At 65.1% G+C, this 13840-nt stretch carries 12 protein-coding genes and 1 other RNA gene; 3 read left to right on the top strand and 10 right to left on the bottom strand.

Annotated elements, in window-relative coordinates; all coding sequences use genetic code 11:
- Position 1: 1 nt before the first annotated feature.
- From mraY to rsmI, 9 genes are all read right to left on the bottom strand, one after another.
- Positions 2–1084, bottom strand: coding sequence for a phospho-N-acetylmuramoyl-pentapeptide-transferase (mraY, locus tag EC912_RS11035; protein WP_132143942.1), 1083 nt, complete (start codon positions 1082–1084; stop codon positions 2–4).
- Complete coding sequence (locus tag EC912_RS11030; RefSeq protein WP_132143940.1) at positions 1074–2435, bottom strand: UDP-N-acetylmuramoyl-tripeptide--D-alanyl-D-alanine ligase; 1362 nt, start codon at positions 2433–2435, stop codon at positions 1074–1076. Before EC912_RS11030 ends, mraY begins: the two co-directional genes overlap by 11 nt.
- Positions 2432–3910 (bottom strand): UDP-N-acetylmuramoyl-L-alanyl-D-glutamate--2,6-diaminopimelate ligase, encoded by a 1479-nt coding sequence (locus tag EC912_RS11025; protein WP_132144651.1) that lies wholly within the window; start codon positions 3908–3910, stop codon positions 2432–2434. The genes EC912_RS11030 and EC912_RS11025 overlap by 4 nt, the downstream gene beginning before the upstream one ends.
- Positions 3911–3918: 8 nt before the next feature.
- Positions 3919–5724: a peptidoglycan D,D-transpeptidase FtsI family protein gene (locus EC912_RS11020; RefSeq protein WP_243649239.1), complete on the bottom strand. Its 1806-nt coding sequence runs from the start codon at positions 5722–5724 to the stop codon at positions 3919–3921.
- On the bottom strand, positions 5721–5993 hold the full coding sequence (gene ftsL / locus EC912_RS11015; RefSeq protein WP_132143938.1) for a cell division protein FtsL: 273 nt from the start codon (positions 5991–5993) through the stop codon (positions 5721–5723). The genes EC912_RS11020 and ftsL overlap by 4 nt, the downstream gene beginning before the upstream one ends.
- The gene (gene rsmH / locus EC912_RS11010) at positions 5990–6919 is read right to left on the bottom strand and encodes a 16S rRNA (cytosine(1402)-N(4))-methyltransferase RsmH (protein ID WP_132144647.1); all 930 of its coding nucleotides are present in this window, start codon (positions 6917–6919) and stop codon (positions 5990–5992) included. Before rsmH ends, ftsL begins: the two co-directional genes overlap by 4 nt.
- A gap of 39 nt (positions 6920–6958) precedes the next feature.
- Positions 6959–7405, bottom strand: coding sequence for a division/cell wall cluster transcriptional repressor MraZ (gene mraZ / locus EC912_RS11005; protein ID WP_132143936.1), 447 nt, complete (start codon positions 7403–7405; stop codon positions 6959–6961).
- A gap of 314 nt (positions 7406–7719) precedes the next feature.
- Positions 7720–8084: RNase P RNA component class A (gene rnpB / locus EC912_RS11000), an RNA gene on the bottom strand.
- 200 nt (positions 8085–8284) lie between these two features.
- Positions 8285–9115 carry a 16S rRNA (cytidine(1402)-2'-O)-methyltransferase gene (rsmI, locus tag EC912_RS10995; RefSeq protein WP_132143934.1) on the bottom strand — a complete coding sequence of 277 codons (831 nt, stop codon included), beginning with the start codon at positions 9113–9115 and terminating at the stop codon, positions 8285–8287.
- Between the two features lie 316 nt (positions 9116–9431).
- On the opposite strand from rsmI, the gene EC912_RS10990 reads away from it, so the two are divergent.
- From EC912_RS10990 to EC912_RS10980, 3 genes are read left to right on the top strand one after another with little or no spacing between them, the layout of a single operon-like run.
- Complete coding sequence (locus EC912_RS10990; protein ID WP_132143932.1) at positions 9432–11237, top strand: penicillin-binding protein activator; 1806 nt, start codon at positions 9432–9434, stop codon at positions 11235–11237.
- A gap of 29 nt (positions 11238–11266) precedes the next feature.
- Positions 11267–11641: a YraN family protein gene (locus EC912_RS10985; protein ID WP_132143930.1), complete on the top strand. Its 375-nt coding sequence runs from the start codon at positions 11267–11269 to the stop codon at positions 11639–11641.
- A gap of 42 nt (positions 11642–11683) precedes the next feature.
- Positions 11684–13066: an FAD-binding oxidoreductase gene (locus EC912_RS10980; protein ID WP_132143928.1), complete on the top strand. Its 1383-nt coding sequence runs from the start codon at positions 11684–11686 to the stop codon at positions 13064–13066.
- Here the strand turns inward: EC912_RS10980 and EC912_RS10975 are convergent.
- On the bottom strand, positions 13056–13742 hold the full coding sequence (locus EC912_RS10975; RefSeq protein WP_132143926.1) for an HAD family hydrolase: 687 nt from the start codon (positions 13740–13742) through the stop codon (positions 13056–13058). The genes EC912_RS10980 and EC912_RS10975 overlap by 11 nt on opposite strands.
- Between the last annotated feature and the right edge of the window lie 98 nt (positions 13743–13840).

The following is a 13840-nucleotide window of genomic DNA, read 5'->3' as shown; positions in this document are numbered from 1 at the left end:
CTCAGCGCACCTTCAACGTTGCAAGACCGATAAGCACCAGCACGACGCTGATGATCCAGAAGCGCACGATGACCCGCGGTTCGGGCCAGCCTTTCAATTCGAAGTGATGGTGGATCGGCGCCATGCGGAAAATGCGCTTGCCGCGCAGCTTGAAGCTCGCGACCTGCAACATCACCGATGCCGTTTCCATCACGAACACGCCGCCCATCACCAGCAGCACGATTTCCTGGCGCACGATCAGCGCGACGCAGCCCAGCGCGGCGCCGATGGCCAGCGCGCCGACATCGCCCATGAAAACCTGCGCCGGATACGTGTTGAACCAGAGGAAGCCGAGGCCCGCGCCGGCCAGCGCACTACAGAAGATCGCCAGTTCGCCGGCGCCCGGAATCGCCGGGATGCCGAGGTATTCGGAGAACAGCTTGTTGCCCGCGAGGTAAGCGAAGATGCCCAGTGCGCCCGACACCAGCACGCTCGGCATGATCGCCAGTCCATCCAGGCCATCGGTCAGGTTCACCGCGTTGGAGAAGCCGACGATGATGAAATAACCGATCACGACGAAGAACCCGCCCAACGGCAGGGCGACCTGCTTGAACAGCGGTACGTACAGCGCCGTCTCGGCCGGCAGCTGGTGCGTGTAGTACAGGAACAACGCGGCGACGAGACCGAATACCGACTGCCAGAAATACTTCCAGCGGCTGGCCAGCCCGCGGCTGTCCTTGAGTACCAGCTTGCGGTAGTCGTCGTAGAAACCGATGACGCCGAACGCGAAGGTCACCAGCAATACGACCCAGACATAACGGTTGCCGAGATCGGCCCAGAGCAGCGTGGAAACGCCGATGGCGAACAGGATCAGCGTACCGCCCATCGTCGGCGTGCCCGCCTTGGACAGATGCGTCTGCGGGCCGTCGCTGCGCACGACCTGCCCCGCCTTCAGGGCGGCAAGCTTGCGGATAAGCGCCGGACCGAGCAGCAGCGACACAGCCAGCGCCGTCAGGGCGGCCATGATCGCGCGGAACGTGATGTACTGGAAAAGATGCAGCGACGTGAAGTGCCGGCCCATCCATTCCGCCAGTTCAAGCAGCATCGGATGCTCCTTCAGCGTGTTTCTTAATCGCGGCAACCACCCTTTCCATACCCGCCGAACGCGAGCCCTTGACCAGGCAGGTCACCCCTTCGTGGATCTGTGCGCACACCGCGCCGATCAATTCGGCCTGATTGGCGAAATGCTGTCCGCCATGACCGAACGCCGCGACAGCCGCCGCACTGAGCGGCCCCGTTGCCAGCAGTCGATCGATGCCGCGCTCGCGGGCCATTTCTCCGATAGCGGAATGCAGCGTGGCGGCATCCGGCCCGAGTTCGGCCATATCGCCCATCACGAGCCAGCGCTCGCCGCGCGCCAGCGACAGCGTGTCGATCGCCGCGGCGGTCGAACCGGGATTCGCGTTGTAGCTGTCGTCGATCAGCGTCCAGCCGCCCGCCATGCGTTCCGGGTTCAGGCGTCCCGTCACGCGGGGAACGTTTTCCAGGCCCGCGACGATGGTCTCCATCGGCACGTCCAGCGCGCAGGCGATCGCGGCGGCGGCGAGAGCGTTCGACACGTTGTGACGACCGGCCAACGGAAGTTCGACATCCGCATCGCCATGCGGCGTGCTCAGTACGAAGTGCGTACCGTCCATGCGCAGTTCGACGATATCCGCGCCGATGTCCGCTTTATGGTCGAGGGCATAGCGAAGCACGCGACGCGCGCCGGCCAGATTGGCGAAGTATCCGGCGAACGCATCGTCGGCGTTGATGATGGCGATACCGTCGGGCGGCAGCGACTGGTAGAGCGCACCCTTCGTTTCCGCCACGCCTTCCACGCTGCCCATCCGCTCAAGATGAGCGGGGGCGATGGAATTCACGAGGCCGATATCGGGCCGCGCGATGGCGGCAAGATAGTCGATGTCGCCCGGCTTGCCGGCGCCCATTTCGAGTACCGCGTACTCCGTGAATTCGGGCATCGCCAACACCGTCAGCGGCATGCCGATCTCGTTGTTGTAGTTGCCCGAATTGACGTGCGTGCGGCCGTGGCGCGACAGAATCGACGCGGTCAGCGTCTTTACCGTCGTCTTGCCGTTGGAACCGGTGATGCCGATCACGCGAACGGTGCCCTGGGCGCGGACGGCGCTGGCCAGATCGCCCAGCGCCAGCTGCGTATCGTCCACGACGACCTGCGGGATCGATACGTCGACGGGACGGGTAACCAGCGCGGCAACCGCACCGCGCGCGGCGGCATCGGCGACGAAATCGTGCGCGTCGTGACGCTCGCCGGGCAACGCGACGAACAGATCGCCGGCCTGCAATATCCGGGTATCGATGGAAAAGCCGGCGATCTCGACGTCGGCGCCAACAAGGCGGCCGCGGGTCCAGAGCGCAACGGCGGACAGGCGCATCATGCGCGCACTCCTTTAGTGCCGGTGCCCATCGCCTCGCGGGCGATGGCGAGGTCGTCGAAGGGACGCTTGCCCTCCGGACCTTCCTGATAAGTTTCGTGGCCCTTGCCGGCCACGAGGACGACGTCGTCGGCCTTCGCGTCGGCAATGGCAAGTGCGATGGCCTGCGCGCGGTCGCGTTCGACGATCACCGTGTCGCGGTGCGCGAAGCCTTCGAGAATCTGGTTGACGATCAGGTCGCCGTCTTCGCCGCGCGGATTGTCGTCGGTCACGATGACGATATCGGCGAGACGCTCGGCAATCTGCGCCATCAATGGGCGCTTACCCTGATCGCGTTCGCCGCCGCAGCCGAAGACGCAGATCAGCCGCCCCTTCGTGTGCGAACGCACCGAGAGCAGCGCCTGCTTCAGCGCGTCGGGCGTATGCGCATAGTCGACGACAACGAGCGGTTTCTTGCCTTCGCCGCCCAGCCGGCTCATGCGACCGTTGACCGGCTCCAGCGCTTCGAGCGCCGAATGGATGCGGTCGAACGACTCGCCCAGCGCGCCCAGCGTCGCGGCCACGGCCAGGAGATTGGCGATGTTGAAGCGGCCGATCAGGTGGCTGCGCACCGTGCGCATACCCCACGGCGTCACGAGGTTGAACGAGAGGCCCCTGGCCGACGTCACGACGATATCCGCTTTGATGTCGGCATCGTTGTCCGCGACCATGCTGGTACGGAAGCGCTTGATGCCTTCGCCGAGATGCTTGGACAGCTTCGCGCCGAACGGATCGTCGATGTTGACGATCGCGCTCTTCAGGCCCGGCCATGCGAACAGGCGCGCCTTGGCCTCGCCGTAGGCTTCCATCGTGCCGTGATAGTCCAGATGGTCGCGGGTGAGATTGGTGAACACCGCCACGTCGAACGCAATCGCGTTGACGCGACCCTGGTCGAGGGCATGCGAAGACACTTCCATCGCGACATGCGTGGCGCCCGCTTCGCGAAAATCCGCGAGGACCGCCTGCATGCTGATGGCATCGGGCGTGGTGCGCTCGCCTTCGACAACGGCGCCATGCATGCCGGTACCCAACGTGCCGACCGTGGCCGGGCGCTTGCCGAGGAAGGCCAGTGCCTGCGCGATAAGCTGCACGATGGAGGTCTTGCCGTTGGTGCCGGTGACCCCAATCACGTCGAGCGCTTCGGACGGATTGCCGTAAAAGCGTGCGGCGATGTCGCCAACCCTGTCGCGCAGCTTGTCGACGGCGACCGTCGGCACGGCCAGCTCCACGGCGTCGAACGGCGTCTCGGCCAGCACGACGATCGCGCCATGCTCGATGGCGGACGCGGCGAATTCGAGACCGTGATTCTTGCCGCCACGCAGCGCCACGAACGCATCGCCCGCAGCGACGGCACGCGAGTCGAGCCCGAGGCCCGAAACGACGATATCGCCGGAGCCCTGGGCACCGGCGAATCCGTCGAGCAACGTGTCGAGCGTCATGCTGCGCGTCACGGCACCACCTCTTCGGCGGCGCTGTCGTCGACCTGTGGCGGCGCGCTGGTGGTACCGATCAGACCACCCTGGCTCGGACCGCCCGCATACCAGCGGCCGACATTGTCCGGTGCGATATCCAGCAGCCGCACCGCTCCCTCCATGACCTGGACGAAAGCCGGACCGGCCACCGAACCGCCGTAGTAGCGCCCATTCTGTGGGTCGTTAATGACAACGACGGTTACGAGGCGCGGGTCGCTCGCCGGAATCATGCCAACGAACAGGGAGATGTAGTTCTTCGCGGAGTAACCGCCGACCGACGCTTTGTGCGACGTACCGGTCTTGCCGGCAACGCTGTAGTTGGCGACCGAAGCAAAACCGAAACCGGTACCGCCGGGGCTCACCACGGTTTCGAGCATGCGTACGAGCTCATGCGCGACGTCCGGGGTAATGACCTGGGTCGGCGGATTGTCGGCTCCCTTGATGAAGCTCGGCGCACGCAGCTGACCGCCATTGGCGATCGCGGAATAACCTACGGCCAGCTGCAACGGCGTGACGTTGAGGTTATATCCATACGCCATGCGCGACTTTTCGATCGGCTTCCAGGTGCGGCCGACCGGCAGATAGCCGGCGGCCTCGCCGGGAAAGCCGCTACCCGTGCTGTTGCCGATACCGAACGACTTGAACATGCCGTAGAGAAAATCGGTGTCCAGCGTCATGGCGATCTTCGCCGCACCGACGTTGCTCGACTTGGTGATCACACCCGTCGGCGTCAGCGTGCCCCAGTTATGCGTATCGCGCACCGGGTGACCGCCCATCATCCACGTGCCGGGCGAGGTTTCGATCAGCGGGCTGGTCGGCGTGTATTTGCCGCTGGTAAGCGCCGCGGCCATGGTGAACGCCTTCATCGTCGAGCCTGGCTCGACGACGTCGGTCAGCGCACGGTTGCGGCGCTCCTGCGGCGTGCTGCCGCGCACGGCGTTCGGGTTGAACGACGGCAGGTTCGCCATCGCCAGCACTTCGCCCGAGTGCACGTCCATCACGACGATGGAACCGGAATCGGCTTTGTTCTTTTCCAGCGCCTGACTGAGTGCGCTATAGGCCAGGTACTGAATGCGGCGATCGATGCTGAGCGTGATGTCGCGACCGGCCTGCGGTTCGCGCACCAGCTCGACGTCTTCGACGACATGGCCCATGCGGTCGCGGATCACGCGCTTGGCGCCCGGCTTGCCGGCCAGCCATTCGTCGAAAGCGAGTTCCAGACCTTCCTGACCGCGGTCGTCGATGCTGGTGAAGCCGAGGATGTGGCTGTTCACCGCGCCCGACGGATAGTAACGACGGTATTCGCGCTGCGAATTGATGCCCGGAATTTTCAGGTCCATGATCGCCTGCGCGTCTTCCGGACGCATCTGGCGCGTGATGTACATGAATTCCTTGTCGCTGCGCTGGACGATCTTCTGCTTCAGGTCTTCGGCGTCGACGTGCAGCGCCTTCGCCAGTTCGGGAATGCGGTCTTCGTTTTCCAGCAGTTCCGGCGGGTTGGCCCAGATCGACGCGACAGGCGTCGATACGGCCAGCGGCTCGCCATTGCGATCGAAAATCGTGCCGCGCGACACGGCGATCGGCATTTCGCGCAGGAAGCGCGCGTCGCCCTGATCCTGATAGAACTGCTTGCGCACGACCTGAAGATCGAACGCACGCACCACCAGTCCCATCGAGCACACGCCCAACAGCACGACCACGACGGTCATGCGCTTGCGCGGGCTGGGGCCCTGGCCGCGACGGCGACTGGGCACGGTGGTGTTCGCGAAGCGGCCCTTCATCGACGCACCAACTGGATATCCTGCGGACGCGGATTGAGCATGCCGAGCTTGCCGCGCGCATCCGCATCGATGCGGGCCGGTTCGGCGTAGGTCGCCTGCTCCAGCTCGAGGCGGCCGTATTCGACGCCCAGTTCGTCCTTCTGGTTCTGCAGGCGGGACATTTCCATGAACAGCACCCGGCTCTCGTGCCGCGTCCACACCACGCCGATCGCGCTACCGAGCACGGCGAGGAGGAGCAGCGTGAGGCAGATGGCGCCGAACGTCTTCATCCGAGCTTCTCCGCGATGCGCAGCACGGCGGAACGCGAACGCGGATTGGCCGCGATCTCGGCATCGGAAGGAAAGCGTGCCTTGCCGACGGGCGCCAGCGCGGCAACCCGGATCTCGGTCGGCGGCGGCGCGCGACGGCTGCCCTGCACGCGACCTTCGTGTTTGCGGATGAATTGCTTCACCGCGCGGTCTTCCAGCGAATGGAAGCTGATCACGGCAAGGCGACCGCCAGGCTTCAGCAGTTCGAGCGCGGCGTTGAGCCCATGCTCGACGGATTCGAGTTCGGCATTCACGCGGATACGCAGCGCCTGAAAGCTGCGCGTCGCCGGATTCTTGCCCGGCTCGCGACGGCCCACGCAACGGGCGACCAGGTCCGCGAGTTCGGAGGTACGGGTGATCGGCTGCTCGGCACGGCGTTCGACGATCGCTTTCGCGATGCGGCGGCTGAAGCGCTCTTCGCCGTACTGCCACAGGACGTCCGCGATCTCGCGCTCTTCGGCGGTCGCGAGGAAGTCGGCGGCACTTTCGCCACGCGTCGTGTCCATCCGCATGTCGAGCGGAGCATCGCCCATGAAGCTGAAGCCGCGCGTGGTGTCGTCGAGCTGGGGCGAGGACACGCCCAGGTCGAGCAGAATGCCGTCGAGGCCGTCGGCAAGCTCGGGCCAGTCGCCCATGGTGGCGAAGTTGTCGTGACGGATGGCGACGCGCGGATCGGCGGCGAAGCTGGCTTCGGCCTCGGCGATAGCCGTGGGATCGCGGTCCATCAGGAACAGGCGGCCCGACTCGGAGAGATGGGAAAGAATCGCGCGGGCATGCCCGCCACGACCGAAGGTCCCATCCAGATAGCGCCCGCAAGACTGCAAGGCGAGTCCCTCCAGTACTTCATCGAGCATCACCGGGATGTGCCGCAATTCGCGCCCCGCCATCGCTGCACCCCGCTCCCGTTTCACCGTCACCTCAAGTCATTACAAACGCAGTTCGGTCATGTCGTCGCTGATATCGTCTTCGCCGATGGTCTGGCGAATCTTCGCGAGGTGGGCCTGCTCGCTCCAGAGTTCGAATTTGTTACCCATGCCCAGCAGTACCGCTTTTTTCTCTATGCCCGCCGCCGCGCGTTGACTTGCGGGAAGAAGGACTCGCGCGGCACCGTCGGGTTCGACCATCGCCGCGGCACCCACCAGCTTCATCTGCAGGGCGCGGTGGACGGCTTTTACACTGGGCAATGCGTTCACCTGATCCCGGACCTTTTCCCACTCGTCGTGAGGGAAGATCCACAGGCAACCGATTTCAAAGGGGTTGTAGGCAATGACCAGACGATTGGCGCAAGCACCCACGACCAGATCCCGATATGAAGTCGGAATCGTCAGACGACCTTTGTCGTCGACCGTGATGGCTGTTTCGCCTTGGAACATTCGCTGATTACCCCACCAAATCCCACGATTTGACACCGGAGCCCACGATAGTCTCGCCCCCTGAGACTGTCAAGAAATTTTTCTTGAGAATCAAAGAGAAAGCTGCGGTTCATGCGTATTTCCAGCCGTTTATGAGGAAGGGCCGCAAGGTGCTTGAATCAGTGGGTTTTTTTGTGCGCGCCGACGACGAACTGTGAGCTGCGTCTCAGGCAGAATCGGGTGGAACTGAAGCGGGTGTTCAGGCAATCGCAACGTCCGAACGCAAGAACGCCCGACGTCATGGTCGACGTCGGGCGCATCCCGTTGTTGCGAATGAAAGGAGTCGGCCTATAAGCCGGGTTCTGTACGTCTTGCGACGCGACAGTCATTCTTCTCGGCCTGACGTCACCGTCAGGCTCCAGCAACCTACCCGGGGACGACACGGGCCGCGTCATAGTCCCCTTATTTGGTCTTGCTCCGGGTGGGGTTTACCGTGCCATGCGGCGTTAGCCCCGCACGCGGTGCGCTCTTACCGCACCCTTTCACCCTTACCTGATCCCCTTGCGGGGCCATCGGCGGTCTGCTCTCTGTTGCACTGGCCGTCAGCTCACGCTGCCCAGGAGTTACCTGGCACCCTGCCCTATGGAGCCCGGACTTTCCTCGATGCGCTTACGCGCGACGCGACTGCCCGGCCGACTCCACCGCGAATTGTACACGTCGCGAGACGGTCCCACGGATATTTGTAGGAGCCCGCTTGCGGGCGAAGGCCAACAGGGCGAGGAAGACGGATGCCCACCTCCGCGAGCCCGGTCTACGGGCTGCGGATGTCACGCACAGCATCTCCGCCCCGTTGGCCTTCGCCCGCAAGCGGGCTCCTACACCACCGCGGCCGCATTTTGATCAACCTGCCCCGTACAGCGCCTTCCTCGGCGCACCCGTGATCGCCGCCGCCAGCTTGGCCGCCTTCGCCGGCGGCATGTCCTCGCGGAGAATCGCGAATACCCGCAGGCCTTCGCCCACGCGGGCGTCTTCGTCCATCGTGTGCCCCGCCGCCATCAGCACGAACTCGCCCTTCTGCTGATTGGGATCGGCGGCGACGCGCTCCACCAGCGTACCCAGCGGCTCGCCCAGTACCGTCTCGAACATTTTCGTCAGCTCGCGTGCCAGCACGACCTCACGCTCCGCACCGAAAATCTCGCGCATGTCTTCCAGGCATTCGAGGACGCGATGCGACGACTCGTAATAGATAACGGTGCGCGTCTCGCCGACGAGTTCCTGCAAGCGCGACCGACGCGCGCCCGCTTTCGCGGAAAGAAATCCCTCGAACACGAACCGGTCGCTGGGCAGGCCCGCCACCGACAGGGCGGCGATCGCCGCACACGCGCCGGGGATCGGACTGACACGGATACCCGCCGCACGAGCCGCACGAACGAGACGGAAACCAGGATCGCTGATCAGCGGCGTACCGGCGTCGGACACCAGCGCCACGCTTTCCCCGCCAAGCATCCGGGTCACGAGGCCATCGACAGCGGTTCGTTCGTTGTGATCGTGCAGGGCCACCAACGGGGTGTCGATGGCGTAATGCTGTAGAAGCGGCCGCGTATGCCGGGTGTCCTCGGCGGCAACGACATCGGCACGCTTCAGCGTCTCGATAGCCCTCACCGTGATGTCGTCGCGATGGCCGATAGGCGTGGCGACGACAAAGAGAGTGCCTTGCTTGGGCGTGGACATGGGGTAGTTCCTTTAAAGCGACTCGTCATTGTACGGGCACGCCAGCGATGCACCCCCCCAGCGGGAGCCACCTGGTTGTGTGTAGGAGCCCGCTTGCGGGCGAAAGCCAACGGAGCGGAGATGCTGTACGTGGCATCCGCAGCCAGACCATCGGGCTCGCGGATGTGAGCATCCGTCTTCCTCGCCCCGTTGGCCTTCGCCCGCAAGCGGGCTCCTACCCACAATCAGCGCCTTCAGCCGTAGCGGGCGTACCTCACAGCGACCATTCAAACTGATCGGCTATGATCCCGGGCGCTGCCTTCAATGGAATTCCCCCATGCGTCCGTTTCGCACCATGGCCTGTGGCCTTCTGCTCACCGCCGGACTCGCCGGCTGCGTCACGCCGGGCGCCCAGCGCACCACGAGCGCGCCTTCCGGCGCGGCGACACAGGCGGCGCAGGCGCTGTATACCCGGGGTCAGTTCGGCGAGGCGGCGCAGGCTTATCTCGATCTGGCCAGTCAGGACCCCAGCCACCGCGACTACTACAAGCTGCTTGCGGCGGAGTCCTACCGGCAGGAAGGCACGATCGAACGCGGCGCCCCGCTGCTCGCCGACATCCGGCGCTCGAAACTGGAAGGCGAGGACGCCCTGCACTTCGACGCGTTGCGTGCCGAAATCGCCCTCAAGAACAACGATCCCGCCACCGCGCTCTCCCTGACGGGCCAGCCCACGTCCCGCGTATCGCCCGCCCTGATGCTGCGCCTGACGGAACTTCGCGCCCGTGCGCAGGCTGCCGCGGGCGATCCCTGGAAGGCGGCGGGTACGCGCGTGGACATGGACGCTCAGCTGCAAGGCCTCGACCGCGAGCAGAACCGCCGGCAGATCGTCACCCTGCTATCGGGCCTCGGTGCCGCCGATCTCTCCGGTCGCGCGGCTGGCCTGCCTCCCGGCGATCGCATGCTGCCGTGGATCAACGAAGCGCAGACCCAGCTGGGCGTCAGCGTGTCGCGTCCGCCCGCCGTTCTCGATCAGGCGGTCGGCACGGTCACCGGCGGCGAAAAGGGTGTACGCGAAGGCTATAAGGTGCCGACCAAGGTCGCCCTGCTGCTGCCGCTGAGCGGCCCCCTTGCCTCCGCGGGCACCACCATCCGCGACGGCTTCTTCACGTCCTACATCGACGCTGGCCGCAACGACGCCCCGCGTCCGGCCGTCGCCGTCTACGACTCGGGCAACGACGCCCAGCACGCCGTCGCTGCTTACGACAAGGCCGTTGCCGAAGGCGCACGGCTGGTGGTCGGCCCACTGAACCGCGACGGCGTCTCGGCGATTTTCGCCAAAGGCGCACTGCCGGCTCCGATCCTCACGCTCAACTACCCGAACGACAATCGCAACCTGCCCCCTGCCGGCGCCAACGAATTCGGCCTGCTTCCCGAAACCGAGGGCGCGCAGGTCGCCGATCACATGGCGGATCGCGGCATCAAGAACGCGAGCGTCATCGTGTCCACGGACGACTTCGCGCGGCGCGCGGGCAACGCATTCAAAGCGGAGTGGCAAGCACGCGGCGGCGTTCTCGACAGCCAGATCACGCTGAACACCGCCACCGTCGACTATGCGTCCCAACTGCACGAGTCCACCGACAAGGACCCGGTCACCAACGGCATCTTCATCAGCATGAAGCCGCAGCAGGCACGCCTGCTCGTGCCCCAGTTGCGGCTTGCGAAGAACACCCTGCCGATCTTCGCCACCTCGCACGTGTACGGCGGCGTCGACGATGCGGCATCCGATCGCGATCTGGACGGCGTGGAATTCTGCGACGCGCCGTGGCTGTTCGATGCCCAGCCCGGCCTGCCCCGCCGCAGCGATCTTACGGGCAGCATGCCGCCCACGCGCGGCGTGTCGGCGCGGCTCTTCGCGTTCGGCATGGACGCCTGGGGCCTGGTGCCCTATCTGGAATGGTTGCGCGCGCATCCCGGCAGCTATTTTCCCGGCGCCACCGGACAACTGGTCGCGGATGAGTTCGGCCGCGTGCGGCGCGTGCTGATCTGGGCCCGTTTCCAGGATGGCATGGCCCATCCGATCGCGGGCAGCCTCGAACTCGAAGCTCCCGCCGCATCGCCCACCGTGGACACCGGCGAAGGCTGATCCCATCCATCGCAGACAGGGACGTCCGCGTGAAACAGAAACCATCCGTCACGCCGCGACGTGCCGCCGGCGACCGCTGCGAGGCACGCGCCCGGACTTTTCTCGAAGGCCAGGGCCTGACCTTCGTGGAAGCCAACTACCAGACGCGCTGCGGCGAAATCGATCTGGTGATGCGCGAAGGCGACACGCTGGTCTTCGTCGAAGTGCGTTATCGAAGCGGCCGGGCCTTTGGCGGCGCCGCCGCTTCGGTGACAGCGTCGAAACAGCAAAAACTTATCCGCGCCGCATCGTTTTATCTGCTCAGATACCCACGCGACGCGCAGCGCCCGTGCCGATTCGATGTGGTGGCCTTCGAAGGGGACGCCCCGCCCGACTGGCACCGCGGCGCGTTCGACGCGGTGTAACCGCGAAACATCCCGCGATACCGCAGCGCTATCATCCACACCATGACCACCCCCTTCCCCACCTCGCTGGGCGCCGAGCTACGCGATCTCCTTGGCGACGATTTCTCGATGGCCGAGGCCGAGCGCCTCAGCTACTCCTACGACAATTCGCGGCGGCAGGCGCTGCCCGACGCCGTTGCATTCGTCCGTAGCCACGAGCAGGTCGAATCGCTTGTACGTGCCTGCCGGCGCCATCGCGTGCCGGTGATCGCCCGGGGTCGTGGCACGAACACCACGGGGGCCACGGTGCCCGTCGAAGGTGGCGTGGTCGTCAGTTTCGAGCGCATGAACCGCATCGTCAGGATCGATCCGGACAATCGCCTCGCCATCGTCGAACCCGGCGTACTGAACGGCGATCTGCAGAAAGCGCTGGCGCCGCTGGGATTCTTCTGGCCACCCGATCCGACCTCGTCGCCCTGGTGCAGCATCGGCGGGAATCTGGCGTGCAACTCGGCTGGTCCGCGCGCCGTGAAATACGGCAGCCCGCGCGACAACACACTGGGCTTGCGCGCGGTGGCCGGCAGCGGCGAAGGTTTCCGCTGCGGCACCTATACGACGAAAGGCGCTACAGGCTACGACCTCACCCGCTTACTGATCGGCTCGGAAGGCACGCTGGCACTGGTGACGGAGGCTACGCTCAAGCTCACCCCGAAACCGTCGGCACTGCGCACGATGCGTGCGACCTATAAAGACGTCGGATCGGCCGCGCGCGCCGTCGCGCGCATCATGGCGCAACCGGTGACGCCGTGTGCGCTGGAGTTCATCGACGATGTCGCACTCGGACTTGCGCGTGCACATGGTGGCGACACCGTGCCCGTCGCCGGCGCCATGTTGATGATCGAGGTCGACGGCGAACCCGACGCCCTGCCCGCGGCCGCCGATGCGGTGGCCGCGGCGGCGCGGGGCGACGGCCTGATAGAACTCAGCGTTGCGCGCACCGACGAGGAAACCGCATTGCTATGGTCCGCGCGCAAAGCGCTGTCTCCCGCGCAACGCACGATTTCGCCGCACAAGATCAATGAGGACGTCGTGGTACCCGTCAGTCGCCTGCCCGAGCTGGTCGACGGTGTGAAGCGACTGGCCGCCGCGCACGATGTCCTGATCGTATGCTTCGGTCATGCCGGCAACGGCAACCTGCACGTGAACCTGCTGCCGCGCAACGATGCCGAACGCACACGGGCCGAGGCTTGCCTGCACGATGTCTTCGCGCTCGTCATTTCGCTCGACGGCACCTTGTCGGGCGAGCATGGCATCGGCATCGCCAAACGCGAATTCATGCCACTGGCACTGTCGCCCGCCACGCTGCACCTGATGCACAACGTGAAGGATGCCTTCGATCCCGACGGCATCCTCAATCCCGGAAAACTGCTTCCGCCTAGGCCGTAGCGTTGCGCGGCCCGAAGGCGCTGGCGTCCAGTCCGCGCAGATCGGCGATGGAATCGAGCACGATATCGGGCGGCGTCTCTTCCAGTTCCTTGCCCGCCGCAGCGGCGTAGTGCCCCTGACGCACGAAAACCGTAGTGACGCTGTCGCCCATGATTTTCTTCAGCGCGACCAGGATGCGTGGCTTGTCGTCGATCATGACGTAGTGCGTCGCGGGATACCGGGCGCGCATATTGTCCAGCATGTCTTCCTTGTGCACATAGATGAGCACGTCGCCGGCAAACGCATCCCACAGCCCCGCACGGCGCACTTTGCGCGGCTGGAACACGACGTCGCCATCGGAAAGAATGACCGGCCGTCCCATGCTACGCAGGTGGGCGATGGCGTCGAGCGTGCCCGGAAATACGCGCTCGTCGAACGGGTAGTCGAGCAGGAAGAACGACATTTCCGCCAGCTTCGGATGTGTCTCGCGTCCGATACGGAAGCGCTGCAGCGTGGTGAGGTAATCCGCATAACCGTACTGGTCGCGCAGGTCGTGATCGATGGCGTTATAGGCGTCGCGGCCTTCGGGGCCGAAATCGCGTTCGAGACGTGCGGCAAGGTCGGCGCTGAAGCGGTCGTTGTCGAGCAAGGTGTTGTCGACGTCGAGGAGGAAAACGATGGAGTCGGTATTCGACACGGTGGGGGCCTGACGATGGGTGACTGCCGACTATTCTAACGCCCGGGCTTGCGACAGGCTTGTTCATTCCGCCCACAAGGTCCCCAAATTCCGATTTC

Origin of the sequence: Luteibacter rhizovicinus, assembly GCF_004342265.1 — a bacterium.
GTDB lineage: Bacteria > Pseudomonadota > Gammaproteobacteria > Xanthomonadales > Rhodanobacteraceae > Luteibacter > Luteibacter rhizovicinus_B.
The sequence above is the reverse complement of the archived record's forward strand: the minus strand, read 5'-3'. Positions and strand labels throughout refer to the sequence as shown.